This is a genomic window from Enterobacter sp. JMULE2 (assembly GCF_013337145.1).
Taxonomy (GTDB): Bacteria; Pseudomonadota; Gammaproteobacteria; order Enterobacterales; family Enterobacteriaceae; genus Enterobacter; species Enterobacter mori.
Window position 1 is genome coordinate 702,429 of sequence record NZ_SGWD01000010.1, and the last position, 18,783, is coordinate 721,211.

15 protein-coding genes and 1 pseudogene are annotated in these 18,783 nt (G+C 57.1%); 7 read left to right on the top strand and 9 right to left on the bottom strand.

Annotation, left to right across the window (positions count from 1 at the left end):
* Position 1: 1 nt before the first annotated feature.
* Genes glgX through treZ form a run of 3 tightly spaced genes read right to left on the bottom strand, consistent with a single transcriptional unit; the run spans position 2 to position 6,345 of the window.
* The gene (glgX, locus tag EXW94_RS04245; RefSeq protein WP_174339571.1) at positions 2 to 2,077 is read right to left on the bottom strand and encodes a glycogen debranching protein GlgX; all 2,076 of its coding nucleotides are present in this window, start codon (positions 2,075 to 2,077) and stop codon (positions 2 to 4) included.
* A gap of 15 nt (positions 2,078 to 2,092) precedes the next feature.
* The gene (gene treY, locus EXW94_RS04250; RefSeq protein ID WP_174339572.1) at positions 2,093 to 4,561 is read right to left on the bottom strand and encodes a malto-oligosyltrehalose synthase; all 2,469 of its coding nucleotides are present in this window, start codon (positions 4,559 to 4,561) and stop codon (positions 2,093 to 2,095) included.
* Complete coding sequence (gene treZ / locus EXW94_RS04255) at positions 4,558 to 6,345, bottom strand: malto-oligosyltrehalose trehalohydrolase (protein WP_108417440.1); 1,788 nt, start codon at positions 6,343 to 6,345, stop codon at positions 4,558 to 4,560. The genes treY and treZ overlap by 4 nt, the downstream gene beginning before the upstream one ends.
* Positions 6,346 to 6,476: 131 nt before the next feature.
* Here treZ and EXW94_RS04260 point away from each other — a divergent pair, with 131 nt between their 5' ends.
* The 4 genes from EXW94_RS04260 to EXW94_RS04275 all read left to right on the top strand — a co-directional run bounded on the left by EXW94_RS04260 (position 6,477) and on the right by EXW94_RS04275 (position 9,882).
* Positions 6,477 to 7,004 carry a GNAT family N-acetyltransferase gene (locus EXW94_RS04260; RefSeq protein WP_108417439.1) on the top strand — a complete coding sequence of 176 codons (528 nt, stop codon included), beginning with the start codon at positions 6,477 to 6,479 and terminating at the stop codon, positions 7,002 to 7,004.
* A 77-nt stretch (positions 7,005 to 7,081) separates the two neighbouring features.
* Positions 7,082 to 7,834: a 5'-nucleotidase, lipoprotein e(P4) family gene (locus tag EXW94_RS04265; protein ID WP_120158172.1), complete on the top strand. Its 753-nt coding sequence runs from the start codon at positions 7,082 to 7,084 to the stop codon at positions 7,832 to 7,834.
* 142 nt (positions 7,835 to 7,976) lie between these two features.
* Positions 7,977 to 8,963, top strand: coding sequence for an MBL fold metallo-hydrolase (locus tag EXW94_RS04270; protein ID WP_174339573.1), 987 nt, complete (start codon positions 7,977 to 7,979; stop codon positions 8,961 to 8,963).
* Between the two features lies 1 nt (position 8,964).
* The gene (locus tag EXW94_RS04275; protein WP_174339574.1) at positions 8,965 to 9,882 is read left to right on the top strand and encodes a LysR family transcriptional regulator; all 918 of its coding nucleotides are present in this window, start codon (positions 8,965 to 8,967) and stop codon (positions 9,880 to 9,882) included.
* On the opposite strand, the pseudogene EXW94_RS04280 reads toward EXW94_RS04275, so the two are convergent.
* Positions 9,873 to 10,756 (bottom strand): annotated as a pseudogene (locus EXW94_RS04280) (LysR substrate-binding domain-containing protein). The gene EXW94_RS04275 and the pseudogene EXW94_RS04280 overlap by 10 nt on opposite strands.
* A gap of 112 nt (positions 10,757 to 10,868) precedes the next feature.
* On the opposite strand from EXW94_RS04280, the gene EXW94_RS04285 reads away from it, so the two are divergent.
* From EXW94_RS04285 to EXW94_RS04295, 3 genes are all read left to right on the top strand, one after another.
* Positions 10,869 to 12,356, top strand: a complete 1,488-nt coding sequence (locus EXW94_RS04285; protein WP_174339575.1) for a UbiD family decarboxylase — start codon at positions 10,869 to 10,871, stop codon at positions 12,354 to 12,356.
* Positions 12,357 to 12,477: 121 nt separating this feature from the next.
* On the top strand, positions 12,478 to 12,765 hold the full coding sequence (locus EXW94_RS04290; protein ID WP_010431276.1) for a VF530 family DNA-binding protein: 288 nt from the start codon (positions 12,478 to 12,480) through the stop codon (positions 12,763 to 12,765).
* Between the two features lie 7 nt (positions 12,766 to 12,772).
* Complete coding sequence (locus EXW94_RS04295; protein WP_174339576.1) at positions 12,773 to 14,065, top strand: glycoside hydrolase family 10 protein; 1,293 nt, start codon at positions 12,773 to 12,775, stop codon at positions 14,063 to 14,065.
* Positions 14,066 to 14,109: 44 nt separating this feature from the next.
* Here the strand turns inward: EXW94_RS04295 and dsbG are convergent, their stop codons facing one another.
* From dsbG to EXW94_RS04320, 5 genes are all read right to left on the bottom strand, one after another.
* Entirely contained in the window at positions 14,110 to 14,886 is a 777-nt protein-coding gene (gene dsbG, locus EXW94_RS04300; RefSeq protein ID WP_174339577.1) for a thiol:disulfide interchange protein DsbG, read from the bottom strand.
* A gap of 41 nt (positions 14,887 to 14,927) precedes the next feature.
* Positions 14,928 to 15,488, bottom strand: a complete 561-nt coding sequence (locus EXW94_RS04305) for an RNA polymerase sigma factor (RefSeq protein ID WP_174339933.1) — start codon at positions 15,486 to 15,488, stop codon at positions 14,928 to 14,930.
* Between the two features lie 5 nt (positions 15,489 to 15,493).
* Positions 15,494 to 15,907 (bottom strand): hypothetical protein, encoded by a 414-nt coding sequence (locus EXW94_RS04310; protein ID WP_174339578.1) that lies wholly within the window; start codon positions 15,905 to 15,907, stop codon positions 15,494 to 15,496.
* Between the two features lie 200 nt (positions 15,908 to 16,107).
* On the bottom strand, positions 16,108 to 17,658 hold the full coding sequence (locus EXW94_RS04315; RefSeq protein WP_174339579.1) for a methyl-accepting chemotaxis protein: 1,551 nt from the start codon (positions 17,656 to 17,658) through the stop codon (positions 16,108 to 16,110).
* Between the two features lie 89 nt (positions 17,659 to 17,747).
* Positions 17,748 to 18,764 carry a LacI family DNA-binding transcriptional regulator gene (locus EXW94_RS04320; protein ID WP_120158179.1) on the bottom strand — a complete coding sequence of 339 codons (1,017 nt, stop codon included), beginning with the start codon at positions 18,762 to 18,764 and terminating at the stop codon, positions 17,748 to 17,750.
* Positions 18,765 to 18,783: the final 19 nt, after the last annotated feature.

Here is an 18,783-nt window from a genome sequence, read left to right on the forward strand (position 1 = left end):
GTTAAGGACGTCTGAAAAGCGAGATACTGCGTCCGGCCAGTTCGTAATCTACGGCCTGGGTGATAACCGTTCCGGCGGCAGTATCTTCAGCCGTAGACAGTTCAAGCACCCATCCACCTTCCCCAAACTGCGGGATCTGGAACGCCACCGGGCCTTCAAACGGGTTAAACAACATCAGCACATCGTGCCAGATGCCGTCCTCCTGTTTGAGATCCGGCCTGCTGATGGAGACCCCAAGCGTCGAGCCCTCATCCCACTGTTCCTCCTGCTGCGGCCCGCCTCCGGCATTAAACCAGCGGATCTCCAGCCCGTCGCGCCAGCTTTCACGGCGCAGTAACGGCTGTGAAGCGCGCAGGGCAATGAGACGGCGGGTAAAGTCGCGCAGCGCCTCGTCGTTTTCGGATAGCCCCTTCCAGTCTATCCACGAGATCTCGCTGTCCTGGCAGTAGCCGTTGTTATTGCCCTTCTGCGTGCGGCCAAACTCGTCGCCCGCCAGCAGCATCGGCGTGCCGTGGGAGAACAGCAGCGTGGTCAGGAAATTACGCTTCTGCCGCTCGCGCGTGACAATAATATCCGGGTTCTCCGTCGGCCCCTCTTCGCCATAGTTGTACGAGCGATTATCGTTATGCCCGTCGTTATTATCTTCTCCGTTGTCGGCGTTGTGCTTCTCGTTGTACGACACCAGGTCGTTCAGGGTAAAGCCGTCGTGAGCGGTGATGAAGTTAACGCTGGCCCACGGACGACGACCGCGCAGATCGTAGAGATCGCCGGAGCCCAGCAGACGCGCGGCAAAATCGGTTGAGACGTTATCGCCCTTCCAGTATTCGCGGACGGTGTCGCGATATTTGTCGTTCCACTCGCCCCAGCCCGGCGGGAAACCGCCGACCTGATAGCCGCCGGGACCGATATCCCAGGGTTCGCCGATAAGCTTAAGCTTAGAGAGCACCGGATCCCGGGTGACCGCGTCAAAAAAACCGCCGCGCGGATCAAACCCTTCCGGCTCGCGGCCAAGTATGGTCCCTAAGTCAAAGCGAAAACCGTCAATATGCATCGATTCCGCCCAGTAGCGCAGGGAGTCCATCACCATCTGCAGCACGCGCGGGTGCGAGGTGTTGACCGTGTTTCCCGTCCCGGTGTCGTTAATGTAATACCGGTGCTGGTCGGGCAGCGTGCGGTAATAGCTGTAGTTATCAATGCCCTTAAACGAGAGCGTTGGCCCAAGCTCGTTGCCTTCCGCCGTATGGTTATACACCACGTCCAGAATGACCTCGATGCCCGCATCATGATACGCGCGTACCATGTCGCGGAAACCCTGGATCCCCGCCGGGCCGTAGTAGCGCGACGCCGGAGCGAAAAAGCCCAGCGTGTTATATCCCCAGAAGTTTTTCAGCCCGCGGTCAAGCAGATGCTGGTCGTCAGGGAACCAGTGAACCGGGAGCAGCTCAACCGAGGTGATGCCAAGACTCTTGATGTAATCGACCGAGGCTTTGTGTCCCATCCCCTCAAACGTCCCGCGCAGTTCGGGCGGAATGGCCGGGTTCATCTGGGTAAAGCCTTTCACGTGGCTCTCGTAGACAACGGTATGCGGCCATGGCACCTCCGGTCGGTTGTTGTCCTGCCAGTCGAAGGCGTCCGGATCGATAACCTTGCATTTGGGCGTGAACGGCGCGCTGTCGCGAGTATCAAAACTGAGATCCCGTTCATCATGCCCAAGCTCATAGCCAAAATGGGCGTCGTTCCAGTCGATATCGCCCACCAGTTCACGCGCGTACGGGTCGATAAGCAGCTTATGCGGGTTGAAGCGGTGGCCGTTTTCCGGGTCATAAGGACCATAGACGCGATAGCCGTACAGCGCGCCAGGCTTTAGATCGGGCACGTAGCCGTGCCAGACTTCATGGGTATATTCCGGGAGTTCCAGCCGGGCAATTTCCGTTTTGCCGGACGGGTCAAACAGACAGAGCTCCACCCGCTCTGCGTGCGCGGAGAAGAGCGCAAAGTTCACGCCTTTTCCGTCGTAGTTTGCGCCCAACTGCTGGCCGTGACCGGCCCGAATTTCAAACCTGTTATCCTTTGCCATTTTCGTTCTCCACGATTATTCGCAGGTAAGCAGAACCAATGCACATCCCTTTTCTGACGTTAGATCCAGCGTCTCTTGCAGAACGCGGCTTTCACCGCTGAACACATCGCGATAGCGCTTCCCGACCAGCTCTTCGGGTATGGCTACCGAGGTATTGACCCACAGTTTTTCGTGACTGGTGATTGTGAAAACCAGGCGCGGCACAGCAACAATCAGCGCCTCGTCGTCCTTCACGCGTGCATACACAATCAGATGCTCCTCACGCTCACCGGTCACTTTAAGCGGCAGCCAGTCGCCGTAGCGGAACAGCGACGGGTAGTGCGGACGCAGCCGCAGCAGCGTGGCAGTGACATACTGCTTCACGCGTCCGTCCCGCCAGCACTGTTCGTCGTTAAATACCGTGGAGTTCGCCGTACTGAGGTTTTGCACCAGCGCGGCGAAGTCCGGTTCGCGTCGGTTATCCGGGTCAACCAGGCTAAAGTTGAGCGCTTCGCTGCCCTGATAGATGTCCGGTACGCCGGGCGCGGTAAGTTTAATCACCGTCTGGCTCAGGCTGTTCATCAGGCCCGCTCGAACAAACGGCTGTAAGGTTTCACTGAAATCATGCAGGAACAGCGTGTTGTCGGGCGACAGCAGATGACGAACATAGTCCATCACCACGTTTTCGTAGCTCTCGTTACTGTCTATCCAGTCGGTTCGCTGCTTGGCCTCGCGCAGCGCTTTTTCAATAAAACCGAGGAAACGCGCTTCAAGGGTTTGCAGCCCGTCCCAGTCGTCGGGTGAGAGTGTGGCAGGCCAGACGCCAGCCAGCGCCTGATAAATCATCCAGGTATCAGCGGCGTTCGGCGCGGTACCGTCGTTAAGGAAACGCACGTGCGTCTGGTTCATCTGCCGCCAGCGGGCCAGATTTTCGCCCCACTGCTCGGGCGCTTCGGTCAGCGTGTACAGGCGCGCCCGGGCATCCTCCCCGCGCTTGGTGTCGTGCGTCGAGGTGCCCAGCAGCGCGTCGGGCTGACGGGCAAGACGGATGCGCATCTCCTGATGGAAACGCGATAGCGAGAAGGCGCGCGGCGTCGGGTCGGCCCCCACTTCATTAAGCGCAAGCTCCAGGTTGTGGCGGAAGAATAGCGTGTCTTCCACGGACTTCGCCATCAGCGGCCCGGTCAACTGCTGGAAACGGGTCCTGAACAGGGTGGCCGAATCGCGGTCACGCTCCGGCAGATCGCCGGTCAGAATACGCACGATCAGGCTCAGCGCGGGTTCTGAAGCGTTCACACTGGCGACAACGCGGCTCAACAGCGTAACGTCAGAAGGCGTTAACCCCTCCGCCGTCCCGTAGGTGCGGTAAACCGGAAAGGCGATAAGCAGTTCGCGTAACGCATGGTGAATATCATCCGTCTGTATCTCAACGCCGTTGTGCTGAGCCAAATCGCGGGCGAGGTTGAGAAGCGTGGTGAATTCCCCTTCGAAGTTGCGGTCGGTCATCAGCCCTTTGGCATCCCGCAGCGCGTTTTGCCGATCGACCGTAACGCCCAGCGTCTCGTTATGGACTTTCTCCAGACGCGCCAGGCTATTGTCATCCACCAACACCTCCGCCAGCGACGCGATGAATTCATACCCCGTCGTGCCGGACACGGGCCACTCGGCCGGGAGCTGTTCTCCCTTCGCGAGGATTTTCTCCACCGTGATGTAACAGTCTGGCCCGGTGGCCTGGCGCAGGCGCTGCAGATACTCCAGCGGATCCGCAAGCCCGTCAATATGGTCAATGCGCAGGCCGTCAACGGTCCCGTCGTGAACCAGCTCGAGGATCAGGCGGTGCGTGTCGTGAAAAACCTGTTCGTCTTCAACCCGGACGCCGACCAGCCCGGTTATCTCAAAGAAGCGTCGCCACGAAAGCTGCTTCGGTGCTTCGCGCCATGACATCAGCCGCCAGCTCTGGGCCTCGTGCAGTTCGGCGATGCTTTTGTTCTCGTCCCAGGTACCCGGGTTAAGCGGATAGGCGGTGTCGTAATAGACCATCGCGGCCTTATTCGTGACACTGTCACGATGAAGCCTGATTGCACCCTTCTCCAGCTCCGCCTCAAAGGTATCGCCAAGAAACGGCAGCGTCAGCGGTCGCGACCAGTCGATATCGAAATAACGTGCGTAGCGGCTCTGTTTGCCATGCTCAATCACGTCTCGCCACCAGCGGTTTTCCAGCGAGGTCGACATATGGTTAGGGACAATATCCAGTATCAGCCCCATGCCAGCCTGCCTGAGCGCCGCGGCCATGCGGTTAAAACCGTCTCGCCCGCCTATTGCGGGGTCAATTTCGTTGGGATCGGTGACGTCATAGCCGTGGGTGGAGTCCGTTGTCGCGGTAAAAACAGGTGACGCATAGAGATGGCTAATGCCGAGATCGCGGAAATACGGGATCAGAGCAACCACCCGGTCAAACGTCATGCCATTGCGAAACTGTATGCGGTACGTGGCGGAAGGGATCATAACGCGGCTTCTCCATCAGCAAAGCGAACAACAATACTGTTCGGCGGCAAAATGTCTCCCGTCTCCGGCCAGCTAAAGAGAGTTTCTCCGGCCAGTTCGGGCATTGGGGCAGGTTTTTTGCCAATATTCAGCGCCAGCGACAGCGTCCCCTGCGGGAACTGCCAGCTCACCGCGACCCTGCCGTGCGCCGTATGCAGGATCTTGCCCTCAACGGTTCCGCCCTGGCGCAGCAGCGGGACGATATGGCGATGTCGCAGCGTGAGCAGGCTTCGGGTAAAGCGCAGCCATGATTTTCCCTCCTCCTGTGACAGCTTATCCCAGTCGAGCGTTGAGCGAACAAACGTGTTCAAATCGTTAGGATCGGGGACGGTTTCATCGTGCCCGGCATGGCCGGTAAACTCCTTCGCGCGCCCTTCCCGTACGGCTTTTGCCAGTTCGCCATGGAAATCGGTGAAGAACAGAAACGGATGGGTTTCTCCGAACTCTTCGCCCATAAACAGCAACGGGATATGGGGTGAAAGAAGCAGCGTCGCCAGCAGCACGCGGGTCTTTTCCGCGCCCGCCAGCGTGATGAGCCGCTCCCCCTGGGCGCGATTCCCGGTCTGATCGTGGTTTTGAATAAAATCGACGAAGAACGGTGGCGGCTGGGTGTGGCACTCCACGCCGCGCGATTGACCGGTTTGCAGAGAAATCTCGCCCTGGTAGACAAAGCCTTCCGCCAGCGCCCGGGCGAACTTTTTCTCCGGCTCAAAGGCAAAATCCTGGTAGTAGGCGTGTGTTTCTCCGGTGGCGAACACGTGGGCGGCATTGTGGAAGTCATCATTCCACTCGGCGGTGAACAGTGGCGTATTTCCCTGTTCATCTCGCGGATGCAGGAAAATCACGTTGCGGCTGTCTTCCGTGGTCAGGTGAACGTGACGGTGCGGGATCGCTTCTCGGATCTTTTCGGCTATCTCCTCAAGAATATGCGTATCCGAGGTGTCTTTGATCTGATCGATGGCATCAAACCGCAGGCCATCCAGACGATATTCCGTCAGCCAGTAAAGCGGTGCATCGGTGATGTACTGCCTCACCGGTTCGCGCTCGTAAGCGATGCCGTTGCCCCACGGCGTCATCCGATCCGCATCGAAAAATGCGGGCGACAGCAAGGGCAGATAATTCCCTTCCGGGCCGAAGTGGTTGAGCACAATATCCAGCACCACCGAAAGCCCCAGTCCGTGCGCGGCGTCGATAAACGCGTGAAAATCCTCCGGCGTACCGTAGGCGGCGTGCGGAGCGTACAGCAGCACGCCGTCATAGCCCCACCCGCGGGATCCGCCAAACTGAGAGACGGGCATCAGTTCAAGCTGGGTAATTCCGAGCTCTGCCAGATACGGCAGCTTGTCGATGGCCGCCCGGAAGGTTCCCTCCGGGGTAAAGGTGCCAACGTGCAGTTCGTAAATAACCGTCTCTTCCCACGGACGCCCGCTCCAGTCCCGGTTGACTGGCTGATAGCGTCGGGGATCGATCACCACGGAGGGGCCGTTAACGTCCCCTTTTTGCGCGCGCGAGGCGGGATCGGGCACCGTCATGCCGTCCTGAAGAACAAACTGATACTCTGCGCCGTGCGCGACGCCGGGCACATCAGCCTGGAACCAGCCGTCGCCGGTTGCCGTCATCGGCACGTCGGTGGCGGCAAGTCGTAGCGTAAGTTCTTTCTGTCCTTCTGCCCAGACGCGAAAACGTACCACGTCATCGGAAATAAACTCAGCACCCCACTGCTTTTGAAATGTTCTGAATTCCATTCCTTGTCCTCGAATGACCGCATTTTACGCGAAACGAAGTACAAGCTTAGTTCAGGATGAAAAGTGTGTTAGCTCAGCGGATTTAACCGCTTCGTCTATTCTTTATGAAATAACTCACCACAGGGAATACTATGCAGATTCGAAAAGGATTAAATACTGACCTTGTACGTCTTGAATGCTGTGACTTTTCTTTCACCATTAGCCATATTGCGCGAGAGCCCTTTATCCACTGTGATTTGCATATTGAAGCCGTCGCCGAGCCCTGGACAAAAACCTATGAGCTCGACATTCAAACCCTTGAAAACCACTGCGTTAACCCGGACGCCATATTTCTTATCGCCGAAACGGATGACGGTGAAATAGCCGGATTTATTACTGCGTCAATCGGCTGGAATAAGTTTATTTCAGTGGATTATATTGCCGTTGAGCGAACAAAACGCAGAACCGGCGCTGCGCAAAAATTGATGGCCGCCGCCCACGTCTGGGCCCGCAGCGTAAACGCGCCGGGATTACGGCTTGAAACACAAAATGTGAACGTCTCTGCCTGTCTGTTTTACCGTCACTACGGGTTTACCCTGGGCGGATACGATCGTTTTCTCTACAACGCCTTACCGGAAAAAGACGAAGTCGCCCTGTTCTGGTATTACATGCTGGTGTAGCAACGCAGCCTTCATATTTCTGTCATTAGATTTCATTACGCTTTCGGGATTTTAACCACGGTGTTGAGGAAAGAAGTGTGAATTCAATGGCTAAGGCATTACTGCTGGCATTACCTGTTTTGAGTGCAACGGCAACGGCCGCTGAGCGCGACCTGTGTGAACCCAAAGCGTACGAAATGGCGCTGCGCTATCAGCAGAAATCGGCAGAGATTATGGCTCTTCAGCTGCAGACGTATCGGTTTGCCACCGAGCGTTTCAACGAAAAGGTAAAAGACCTTAAAACGCCTGAAAATTACGCCGTGGTAATGGATCTGGATGAAACAGTACTGGATAACACCCCTCTGCTGGTGCGCGACACGGAGCAGTGTCACGACTATACAAAATGGGACACCTGGAGCGACTGGGAGAAACAGGGAAAACCCGGCTTAATTCCCGGCGCGAAGGCGTTTCTTGACCATGTGAATCAAAGCAATGTCCGTATCTATTATGTCTCGGACCGCATGCAGGAAAATAAAGCCGATACGCTCAGGACGTTAAAAGCCCTCGGACTTCCGCAGGTATCCGATGAAAGCGTGCTTCTGGATACGGTCAGCAAGGAAGAGCGTCGCCAGAGCATCCTCAAAAAGCAGCAGATCGTGATGCTGTTTGGCGACAGCCTGCCGGATTTCGCCGTGCAGTTTAAAAACAAAAAGCCGAGCGAGCAGCAGCGTGAGCTGGTTGAAGCCAGCAAAGCGCACTTTGGCGATGACTGGATTGTGCTACCTAACGCCGCTTATGGCGCTTGGTCGAAAGCCACGCTGGACAGCTGGAACGCCTCCCTGAAAAAATAATATTTTACTGGCCGGGAAAGGCATCGCCCGCCTTACCGGCCCTTCGGTTTACTATCCATCCCATTTATAGGTCCTATCATTATTAGGCAGGTTCTTATAATTTTACGGAGAAGTAAGATGAGCGCTTTCAAAGGAGACTCGTATGCTTACCGTGAAAAAACTTGCTCTGTCCACGCTGATTTCCAGTTCATTGCTTTTCTACCCTGCGCTGCAGGCGTCGGCACTGACGCCTCAGCACGTTGTTAAACAACCGGCGGGCGGATACAGCGTTCAGGTCGGCGATGTGCTTGTCACCTCGTTTACCGACGGGAGCGTCGCGCAGGATCTGCACAAGCTGCTGCGCCGGACAACGCCGCAAAACATTGATGCACTGCTGGCGAAAAATTTCCAGACTAACCCGGCTGAGGTGTCCATCAACGCCTTCCTGATTGCGATGCCCGGACATAAAATTCTGGTGGATACCGGCTCAGGCCAGCTTTTTGGCCCCGGCAACGGCGGACGTCTGATTGAGAGCCTCGCCACGCAGGGAATTAAGCCGCAGGACATTACTGAAGTCCTGCTGACTCACGCCCACTCCGACCATTCTGGCGGCCTGGTAAAAGACGGCAAGGTGGTGTTCAGCAACGCCCGCGTTTTCGTGGGCAAACCGGACATCGACTTTTTCTTTAACGACGACAACCAGAAAAAAACCGGCTACGGCAAGAACTACTTTACCATCGCGCAGAAGACCTTAAAGCCCTATCTGGACGCCGGCAAGGTCGTGCCGTTTAGCGGCACCTCTGAACTGCTTCCGGGCATTACCGGCACGGTTCATCCAGGACATACGCCGGGTTCAGCGTTTTATACCCTGGAAAGCAAAGGCGAGAAGATCACCTTCGTGGGCGACATTATTCACGCCGCGGCGGTCCAGTTCCCGCAGCCTGACGTGACAATCACCTACGATGAAGATCAGAACAAAGCGGCAGGCGTGCGCCAGCACGCGTTTGCGGACTTTGTGAAAAATAAAGATCTGGTGGCCGCGCCCCATCTGCCTTTCCCGGGTATCGGCTACGTGACCAAAGGCGAAAGCAGCGGTTATGCCTGGGTACCGGTAACCTATACCAACCGGGACGCCAGCGGCGCGAAATAAGATGACGCGGGTCACTGAGATGGACATAGACCTGCTCCTGACCCTGGACGCCCTGCTCCAGGACAGGAACATCACCCATGCGGCCGTGCGGCTGGGCATCAGCCAGCCGGCGATGTCCGCCCGTCTCGCGCGCCTGCGTTCGCTCTTTGGCGAACCGCTGTTTATTCCCTCCCCGCATGGACGCGGGGTGTTACCCACGCCGAGAGCGGAGGCGCTCAGGCCGCAGGTGGAGAGCGTACTGCGCGGCATCAGCGCGATGTTTGCCCCCACCGCCTTCGAGGCGCAAACCAGCAGCCGGACCTTTGTTATCGCGCTGCATGAAAACCCGGCGCTGATGCTGGGCACCGGGCTGCTTAACCAGGCAGGCGCAGCAGCCCCCGGCGTTCGCCTGCGCTTTGCCCTGCCTCAGATGGCCGAACTGCCGCAGCAGCTGGAAAACGGCGATGTGGATATCTACATCGGCGTGAGCGCGGGAGCCCACGACGGCTGGGTAAGACGCAAACTCATCGACGACGCGTTTGCCACCGCACAGCGCAAAGGCCATCCGCGCGGGACAGGACCGTTAGATCTGGAAACCTACTGCGCCCTTTCTCATCTGGTAGTGTCATCGGCGGGGGATCCGTTTACCGGCTTTGTCGATCAAACCCTCGCAGGGCTGGGCCACCAGCGGCACGTCGCCATGTCGACGCAGAGCTACGCCGTGGCGCCTGCGCTTGTGGCCGGTACCGACCTGGTGTGCACCCTGCCGGAGCGGATGCTGAAACAGTTTGCCAGCACGCTGGATCTCTTCGCGCCGCCGCTGCCGCTGCCGCTCCAGCCGATTACCATCAACATGTACTGGCACCCGAAAAATAGCCATGATCCGGCGAATATCTGGCTGCGCGAGCAGCTGCTGCTGGCCGCCGGACGTCAGGTGTGATCGAGGGTAAGCAGAAACTTTTTAAGCACCTCTGAGCGGATAATCCGGTGGCAAACCAGCGTCAGCTCGCTCTCCCGCAGCCGGTCGAGGATGTCCACGTAAACCACATTCTCGACGCTCACCGCCTTTGCCGAGGCGGGCAGCAGCGCCAGCCCAAACCCCGCCGAGACCATGCTTATCACGGTGGGCACGTCGGTCGCGTTTTGTACCACGTTCGGCTGAAAACCCGCTCCGCTGCAGGCGTTGTAAAAGTACTGTTCCAGCCCCATCCCCTCCGGGTCGCGCAGGGAGATCCACTTTTCATCTTTAACGGAGGCGAGCGTCAGCGCGGATGAGCCCGCCAGCGGATGCTGACGATACAGCGCCAGCACCGTTTTCTCGGCGGTGAACGGTCGGCTCTGCAGATCGTCAGGCAGCGTGGGCAAGGGAGCCCGTATGATGGCCACATCCAGCTGATTGCTCTGCACGGCAGCGTAGAGCGTCTGCACATTTCCCGTCACCAGCGACATGGTGATGTCCGGCCAGCGCGTATGCATCTGGCGCAGCGCGGCGGGCAGCCTGCCGTCGAACATCGCGCTCGACACGCAGCCCAGGTTTAACACCCCTGCTCACCCCTTGCCGTTTGCCTGGCGTCCAGAACCGCCTGCTCGGTCAGGGAGATGGCGAGTCTGGCTTTCAGCAGAAACGCTTCACCAGCGGGAGTCAGGGTCAAGCGGCGGTTCGCCCGGCTAAAGAGCGTGACGCCCAAACGTTCCTCAAGCGCCTTGATTTGTTGGCTCAGCGCCGGCTGCGCCATGTTAAGACGCTCGGCAGCCCGGTGCATGTGAAGCTCTTCGGCAACGACGATGAAATGGCGCATCTGACGAAACTGCACGGAACGCCTCCTTTTTTGATATGAATTTACTTATCAATTTAGCAGTAATGATGCAATTGATGCTATTGGTCATTGCCATAAGAATGGAGGTATTCAACCGAGGGAGGAAAATATGGAAAACCCGATCAACGATCTCCGCAGCGCCATCGCCCTGCTTCAACGCCACGAAGGGCACTATATTGAAACCGATTATCCGGTCGATCCCAACGCGGAGCTGGCGGGGGTCTATCGTCATATCGGCGCGGGCGGTACGGTAAAACGTCCGACCCGTACGGGTCCGGCCATGATGTTCAACAGCGTGAAGGGCTATCCGGGCTCCCGCATTCTGGTGGGCATGCACGCCAGCCGCGATCGCGCGGCGCTCCTTCTGGGCTGCGAGCCTTCTGAACTGGCAAAACACGTTGGGCAGGCGGTGAAAAAGCCGGTGGCACCCGTTGTCGTCCCGACCTCGCAGGCGCCCTGTCAGGAGCAGGTTTTCTACGCGGACGATCCTGATTTCGACCTGCGCAAGCTGCTTCCGGCACCGACAAACACGCCAATCGATGCGGGACCGTTCTTCTGTCTGGGGCTGGTGCTGGCAAGCGATCCTGAAGATAGCTCGGTCACGGATGTCACCATCCACCGTCTCTGCGTCCAGGAGCGCGACGAGCTTTCCATGTTCCTCGCCGCCGGTCGGCATATCGAAGTCTTCCGTAAAAAGGCGGAAGATGCAGGAAAACCGCTGCCGGTGACGATCAACATGGGGCTCGATCCCGCCATCTATATCGGCGCGTGCTTTGAGGCCCCCACCACGCCGTTTGGCTACAACGAACTGGGCGTCGCCGGGGCGCTGCGCCAGCAGCCGGTTGAACTGGTGCAGGGCGTGGCGGTGAAAGAGAAAGCCATTGCGCGGGCGGAAATCATCATCGAAGGCGAACTGCTTCCGGGCGTGCGCGTAAGAGAAGATCAGCACACCAATACCGGCCACGCGATGCCGGAGTTCCCCGGATACTGCGGAGAGGCAAATCCCTCCCTGCCGGTGATCAAAGTGAAAGCGGTGACCATGCGTCATCATGCAATCCTGCAAACGCTGGTGGGACCCGGAGAAGAACATACCACGCTGGCCGGTTTGCCAACGGAGGCCAGCATCCGTAATGCCGTTGAGGAGGCGATTCCGGGCTTCCTGCAAAACGTCTATGCGCATACCGCGGGCGGCGGTAAGTTCCTCGGGATATTGCAGGTGAAAAAACGCCAACCGTCAGACGAAGGACGACAGGGCCAGGCGGCGCTCATTGCCTTAGCCACCTATTCGGAGCTGAAAAACATTATTCTTGTGGACGAAGACGTGGATATTTTCGACAGCGACGACATCCTGTGGGCGATGACCACCCGCATGCAGGGAGATGTCAGCATCACGAATATACCGGGGATCCGCGGCCACCAGCTGGATCCGTCCCAGTCGCTGGACTACAGCAACTCAATTCGCGGAAACGGCATTTCCTGCAAGACCATCTTCGACTGCACGGTGCCGTGGGCGCTGAAGGATCGCTTCGAGCGCGCGCCATTTATGGAGGTGGATCCACGTCCGTGGGCGCCGGAGCTGTTTAAAGATAAAAAATAAACGCTTTTTCTTCACCCCTCAGGGGTGAAGAACCTCACGCTTAAATTGCCGCTTCCCCTGCTTTCTTGTACCCTTTCACCGGAAACCCTTCCCCCATAAACATTGAGATATCCGGACGCCTATGACTGCACACATTTCTAACGATCCTTTACATGGCGTAACGCTGGAGATGATGGTCAACGCCCTGGTGGCGAAATATGGCTGGAGCGAGTTGGGCGACCGAATCAAAATTAACTGTTTCAGAAAAGATCCCAGCGTTAAATCGAGCCTGAAATTTCTGCGCCGCACCCCGTGGGCGCGCGCGGAAGTCGAAGCCCTGTATCTGGACTCCCTCAACGATGAGGTAAGCACAGAACAGGCGGAGCCCGCCTTTAATCCCTGGGCTAACAGTCGGATTATCAAGAGCTAAAACGCAAATGACGCGACACGTAAAACGGATTGGTGCGCTGGCTGCCTGCGCACTTTTACTTGTAAGCTGCTCCTCAAAGCCACCCAAATCACTGGTCACCCCTCTGCCGACCGTGAGCAAACCGACGCCGCAGGCAAACGAGCCGATGCGCGGGATCTGGCTGGCGACCGTCTCTCGTCTCGACTGGCCGCCGTTGGCATCGGTGAATGGCCGCAGTGCTGACCAGCGTATCGCGATGCAGAAGCAGGCGCTGACGGACAAACTCGATAAGCTGAAAAGCCTCGGGATCAACACCGTATTTTTTCAGGTGAAGCCGGACAGCACGGCGCTGTGGTCATCTAAAATCCTGCCCTGGTCGGATACCCTGACGGGAACCATTGGAGAATATCCGGGCTACGATCCGCTCCAGTTTATGCTGGATGAGGCCCACAAGCGCGGCATGAAAGTCCACGCCTGGTTCAATCCATACCGCGTCTCCACGAACACCAAACCTTCGACCATTGCCGCGTTAAACCGGACATCGTCACTGCACCCTTCCAGCGTTTACGTACAGCACCCGGAATGGATCCGTACCTCAGGCGATCGTTTCGTCCTCGATCCGGGCATTCCGGAGGTGCGTGACTGGATAACCCAGGTTGTAACAGAAGTAGTGAGGCAATATGCGATAGACGGCGTGCAATTCGACGACTATTTCTACACAGAAACGCCCGGGTCGACACTGAATGATGCCTACACCTACAGGCGATATGGCGAGGGATTTGCCTCAAAAGCAGACTGGCGACGTCACAATACGCAAGAGTTGATCGTGCAGGTCTCCCGTGCAATTAAACAGGCAAAACCCAACGTTGAGTTTGGTGTGAGCCCGGCGGGTGTCTGGCGCAACCGCTCCTTTGATCCGGCAGGCTCTGACACGCGCGGTGCTGCCGCGTATGATGAATCCTACGCCGACACCCGTAAATGGGTTCAACAGGGGTTGCTGGATTATATCGCGCCGCAGATCTACTGGCCCTTCGCCCGTGACGCCGCGCGCTATGATGTTCTGACCAAATGGTGGGCTGACGTGGTGAAACCGACCCATACCCGCCTTTACATCGGCATCGCGTTTTACAAAGTGGGGGCACCCTCTAAAAATGAGCCCGACTGGACGGTTAACGGCGGCGTGCCTGAGCTGAAGAAACAGCTCGATTTGAACGATTCACTGCCCAACGTGAATGGCACCATCCTGTTCCGTGAAGACTATCTCAACCAGCCGCAAACACAGGACGCGGTAAGCTATCTCCGCGGGCGCTGGGGTAGCTGAGAGGGTAAACGCGGGCAGGAACACGCCGTTTCTGCCCGCGCCGATCAGGGTTTCGGCCCGAACATCTCTACCAGCTGTTTCTCGTTCGGCAGTCCCATCACCTGCTGAAGTTCGTTTTCTTCATTCAGATAATAAATCGCCGGAGTGGCATTCCCCCCCAGACTGTCCATTAAGGCCTGATGCTTCTGCAGGATCTCGACGGTTTCACGCGTCGCCGCAGCGTCTGGTTTAGGCAATTTTTTCCCACCGGAAAGCTCGTACTCTTTCCAGGCCGAGACCGGATCTTTGGCATTCAGAATGGCTGAGGCGTTACGCCCGCTGTTGGGGTTGAGAAACGCAACCAGCAGCGTGTTGAGCTGGACCTTGCCCGCCTTCACCCACGGCTGCGCTTCGGCCCAGAACTGTTTGCAGTACGGGCAGAACGGATCGGCAAAAACAAAGACTTTACGCGGCGCAGCGTCAGCCCCCTCTTTCAGCGGATGTGCTGCATTGAGCTTTTTCCACATTTCACGCCCCATCGGCGCGTAGATCTCTTTCTGGAAATAGGCCTCACTGAGATTTTTTCCCTTCTCATCATATAGATACCCTGAAACCACGTGCTTTCCGTCAGGGGTTAAAAAAAGGGTGACGCCCATGTCCTGGTATTGTCCAAGCCATGCAGGTGCGCCGCCTGGGGCCTCAATCTTCTTGAGGATCTTGATATCCTGCTGCTCGCTGAAGTTCTTCACGGCATCAGGCAGCGTCTCTTCCGCTTTGAGCCCCCAAGAAACCATGAGAGCAGCAAGTAACAGCACTTTTTTCTTTGCAGGCAGTTGAAGCATAACGATCCCTCTAACATATTGTTTTTCAGAGTGGTCGAACTTCAATCCCCTGTCAACGCTTCATAGATATCCTGCAGGCGACTACGCAGAAATCGCACGGCCTTGTGCTTGCGGGATAACAACGCCTGCACCGTGTCGCCCGTTTCATCCGCCAGCGCTTTCATGCTGTACCCCTGAAATTCCGTTTTTTCGAATACCTCCCGCTGCGACGGCGGCAGTTCCAACAGGGCTTGCTCGAGTTCTTCCCACAGCAGCGATTTAAGATACTCCTCCTCCGGCGTTTGCGGCACGCCGAATAACGTTTCGGCTAACTCCTCTTCGGGGAAATCCTCGTCGTCGTCAGCGGTAAAGTAGCCAGCGAGCGAAACCTCACGCTTTTTCCGCGCCCGGTCGGTCATCTCATTGCGTGCCGCACGAAACAACCAGGCGGCGACGTTCTCCACCGGCTGTTCCACTTTCATCAGCTGATACGTCACTTCCTGCAGGATATCGTCGGCGTCATCGCGAACCGCCGTTCGCCCGCGAATGAATGCCTTCAGGCGGGCGCGGCAGGCATTAAGCGCCGAGACCAGTAATGATTCTCCTGCCTCACCGGCTTTCATATCGTTCACTCTGCTTCCGGTGTTTTCGCCGCATTGTCATCGCGCTTTTCATCACGATGGTCGCGCCAGCCACAATGGCCGTGGCGTCCAAACCCAGCGCGACGCTGCTGAATAAAGGCTTCACGCTGTTCTGGCGTCATGTTCATCCAGCGCTCGTGCATCCGGCGGTGTGCGCCGAACATACCAGGCCTGAAGCCTAACCCACCGAACAGAATGCGGCTCAGCAGCAGAATGCCCAGCGCCTGCCAGAAGCCGATGGCTTTCACGCCGAGGATGGCGGGAAGTAAAGCGTTCCACAGGGTCATCACCAGCAGGCCGAGCACGATGAAAATCACCGCGCCGATGACTAAACCCTTACCCATACGATGGCGACCGAATCCGCGTCCGTGACCTCTGACGTGCATTTCAAAATCTCTCATGGTGTTTACCTCGTTTACAGTAACTGATTATGGCTTGTGATGAGGTAGACGGATGAGGGCGGGAAATATTGCTGGGGAAAATGAAATAAATACTCTGGCCGCATATTCGCGGTTATTGCCCGGCGGCGCTGACGCTTGCGCGGGCCTACAGGTTTGGTAGGCCGGGTAAGCGTCAGCGCCACCCGGCATATGTCAAAGGCTTACGCCTGCACCGGCAATCTAAAGCTCGAAATACTCCGTGAAAGCTGCTGCGCCTGCTCTTCCAGCGAGGCCGCTGCCGCCGCGGACTGCTGCACCAGCGCCGCATTCTGCTGGGTCACGCCGTCCATCTCGGTCACCGCCTGGCCGACCTGCCCAATCCCCCGGCTCTGCTCTTCGGAAGCGACGGAAATCTGTTCCATCAGCGTATTCACTTTATTTACCGAAGAAATAATCGAATCAATAACGTCTCCCGAGCGGTTAACCAACTGCGCACCGTTTTTCACGCTGGAAACCGACTGCGCAATCAGGCTCTCGATGTCCTTGGCCGCCACCGCGCTTTTCTGCGCGAGTGTTCGCACTTCGCTGGCAACAACCGCAAAGCCGCGGCCCTGCGAGCCCGCGCGCGCGGCTTCAACCGCTGCGTTGAGCGCCAGAATATTGGTCTGGAAGGCGATGCTGTTAATGACGCTGGTAATATCCTCGATGCGCTTCGAGTTCGCCGCAATGGTGTTCATCGTTTCGATCACTTCGCGGGTCACCGCTTCGCCGGTGTGGGCATTTTTCACCGCATCCTGCACCAGCTTCCCGGCCTGGAATACATTATCGGTATTATTCGCCACCGTCGCGCTCAGCTCTTCCATACTGGCTGCGGTCTGGGTCAGTGCAGATGCCTGTTGTTCGGTGCGTGAAGCCAGGTCGATATTTCCGGAGGCAATCTCTTGCGCCGCGTGCGTGACGGTATGGCTCGCGTCGCGCACCTGGGCGATAGTGGCGAGCAGCGCCTGACGCATCTGCTCCATCGAACCCATCAGGTGATCGATTTCATTCCCGGAGCTGCCCTTCACGGGCACCGGTATGTCCAGCTTGCCCGCCGCAATCTGGCTGCAGTGTTCACGGGCCAGGTTAACCGGCGCGAAGACAAATCGCTTCATCAGCAGGCTGACGGCAATAATCACCAGCACAAACAGGCAGGCGATAACGGCAATAATCACCAGGCCAGAAACAAAGTTGCTGCTCGCATCCTCGTTAAGACTTTTGGCATATTTCTGATGAATGGAAAGGACCTGGTCGAGAACGATCTCGTACTGACGGTCAAGGCGGGAGACTTCCGGGATCAGCGCGTTAAATTTGGCCACGTCGTGCGCCTCGGCGGCATCGATCAGCGGAGCCAGCCCCTGGTTGCGGTAGTTTTGCCAGGCATCCTGATAGGCAGCCACCTGCGGGGCTTCATCCGTCAGACGCGGCGAAGCCATAAAGGCCGCAAAGGCGTGGTCCGCTTTGGTCAGCGCCTCTTTCACCGCAGAAAGCTTGGTAGCCTCATCGGCAGTATTGCCCGCTTCCACCATCTTCACGTACTCCATCACCCTGACGCGCAGCGTACGGCTATGGTTGATAGGGTCAATAATGGAGAGCACAACCTGGATCTCTTTGTTCACGTTATCCAGGGAATTATTACTTTTAATGATGAGGCCAACGCTGGTAGCAGTGCTGACAACAAAGAAGAAAAGCAGTGAGAACAGGACAATCAGGGACGACTTCTTCAACGACATAAACCAATACCTCAAGGAAAATTATTCCTTATGGTTATCGGCTGTTCCAAAACTTAAATTAATTAAAGTTATTGATGTATTGGCCGGGGCTATACCGCTGACTTATAGCGCCGCTGAAGGGTAGCATCCAGCTTCCGCTGCACAGGTTGCGGTGCCTCACCGTCGATCAATTTACCAATCAGATCAAAGCAGTGCCACGCCAGCTGGCGGTTATCCTGGCGAATAGTATCAACCGGTATCGTCAGCGAATCATACAAATAATGATCGTCAAAACTGGCTAACCTGATATCACTTTGCAACAGATTATGTTGGCCCATATAGCGCAATACCCCTTCCAGCAGGCCACAGGCGGCGGTAAAGAGGGCTTTAGGCGGACGGCCTAAGCGCGCGCAAAGCTCAGCGAACATCTCGTAGCCGGAGCTCGGGTGATAGTTGCCGTGAATGATCCACTCCGAACGTAGCTCGACGTTGGCCTCACGTAAACCTTGCTTAAAGCCTTCCAGACGGTCCCGCGTCGGGGAAAGCCGTGGCTGCCCGCCGAGGAAATAAAACTCATCAGGATGCTGGCGGGCGATCTCGGCCACCAGTTCCGCCGTGGGGGTAATCGAATCGGTAATGACCAACGGCAGAGAGCTGTCGTTCATATGGCGGTCAAAGAGGACAACGGGCAGCTGTTCGCTCAGTTTCTGGTAGTCCGCATCATTCAGCATGCTGGAGGCCACAATCAGACCGTCCACCTGGCGCGCCACCATGTTATTGACCACCACGGTCTCCTGCCCCGGATTCTCATCGCTACAGGAAATCAGCAGCTGAACACCCGCCTCGCGGCACAGTGTTTCCAGTTCGTGAGAAAAGACGGCAAAACCGTAGTTGGTGATCTCCGGGACCACCAGACCAATGGTGTGACTGCGGTTATCACGCAGCGAACGGGCGTGAATGCTCGGCTGATAGTGATGCTCTTTGGCAATTGCCAGAACGCGATCGCGGGTCTCTTCCGCCACCCGAAGCTCTTTGCTGCGTCCGTTCAGTACCAGGCTGGCGGTGGCTTTTGAAACCCCCGCCAGCTCCGCGATGTCTTTAATTGTGACGCGTTTTGTTTTTCTCACAACGACTTAGATCCGGCTG

Excerpts from the sequence above, each read along its gene's own strand:
- glgX (WP_174339571.1), bottom strand. The coding sequence starts at position 2,077 with ATGGCAAAGGATAACAGGTTTGAAATTCGGGCCGGTCACGGCCAGCAG.
- treY (WP_174339572.1), bottom strand. The coding sequence starts at position 4,561 with ATGATCCCTTCCGCCACGTACCGCATACAGTTTCGCAATGGCATGACG.
- treZ (WP_108417440.1), bottom strand. The coding sequence starts at position 6,345 with ATGGAATTCAGAACATTTCAAAAGCAGTGGGGTGCTGAGTTTATTTCC.
- EXW94_RS04260 (WP_108417439.1), top strand. The coding sequence starts at position 6,477 with ATGCAGATTCGAAAAGGATTAAATACTGACCTTGTACGTCTTGAATGC.
- EXW94_RS04270 (WP_174339573.1), top strand. The coding sequence starts at position 7,977 with ATGCTTACCGTGAAAAAACTTGCTCTGTCCACGCTGATTTCCAGTTCA.
- EXW94_RS04275 (WP_174339574.1), top strand. The coding sequence starts at position 8,965 with ATGACGCGGGTCACTGAGATGGACATAGACCTGCTCCTGACCCTGGAC.
- EXW94_RS04285 (WP_174339575.1), top strand. The coding sequence starts at position 10,869 with ATGGAAAACCCGATCAACGATCTCCGCAGCGCCATCGCCCTGCTTCAA.
- EXW94_RS04290 (WP_010431276.1), top strand. The coding sequence starts at position 12,478 with ATGACTGCACACATTTCTAACGATCCTTTACATGGCGTAACGCTGGAG.
- EXW94_RS04295 (WP_174339576.1), top strand. The coding sequence starts at position 12,773 with ATGACGCGACACGTAAAACGGATTGGTGCGCTGGCTGCCTGCGCACTT.
- dsbG (WP_174339577.1), bottom strand. The coding sequence starts at position 14,886 with ATGCTTCAACTGCCTGCAAAGAAAAAAGTGCTGTTACTTGCTGCTCTC.
- EXW94_RS04305 (WP_174339933.1), bottom strand. The coding sequence starts at position 15,488 with ATGAAAGCCGGTGAGGCAGGAGAATCATTACTGGTCTCGGCGCTTAAT.
- EXW94_RS04310 (WP_174339578.1), bottom strand. The coding sequence starts at position 15,907 with ATGAGAGATTTTGAAATGCACGTCAGAGGTCACGGACGCGGATTCGGT.
- EXW94_RS04315 (WP_174339579.1), bottom strand. The coding sequence starts at position 17,658 with ATGTCGTTGAAGAAGTCGTCCCTGATTGTCCTGTTCTCACTGCTTTTC.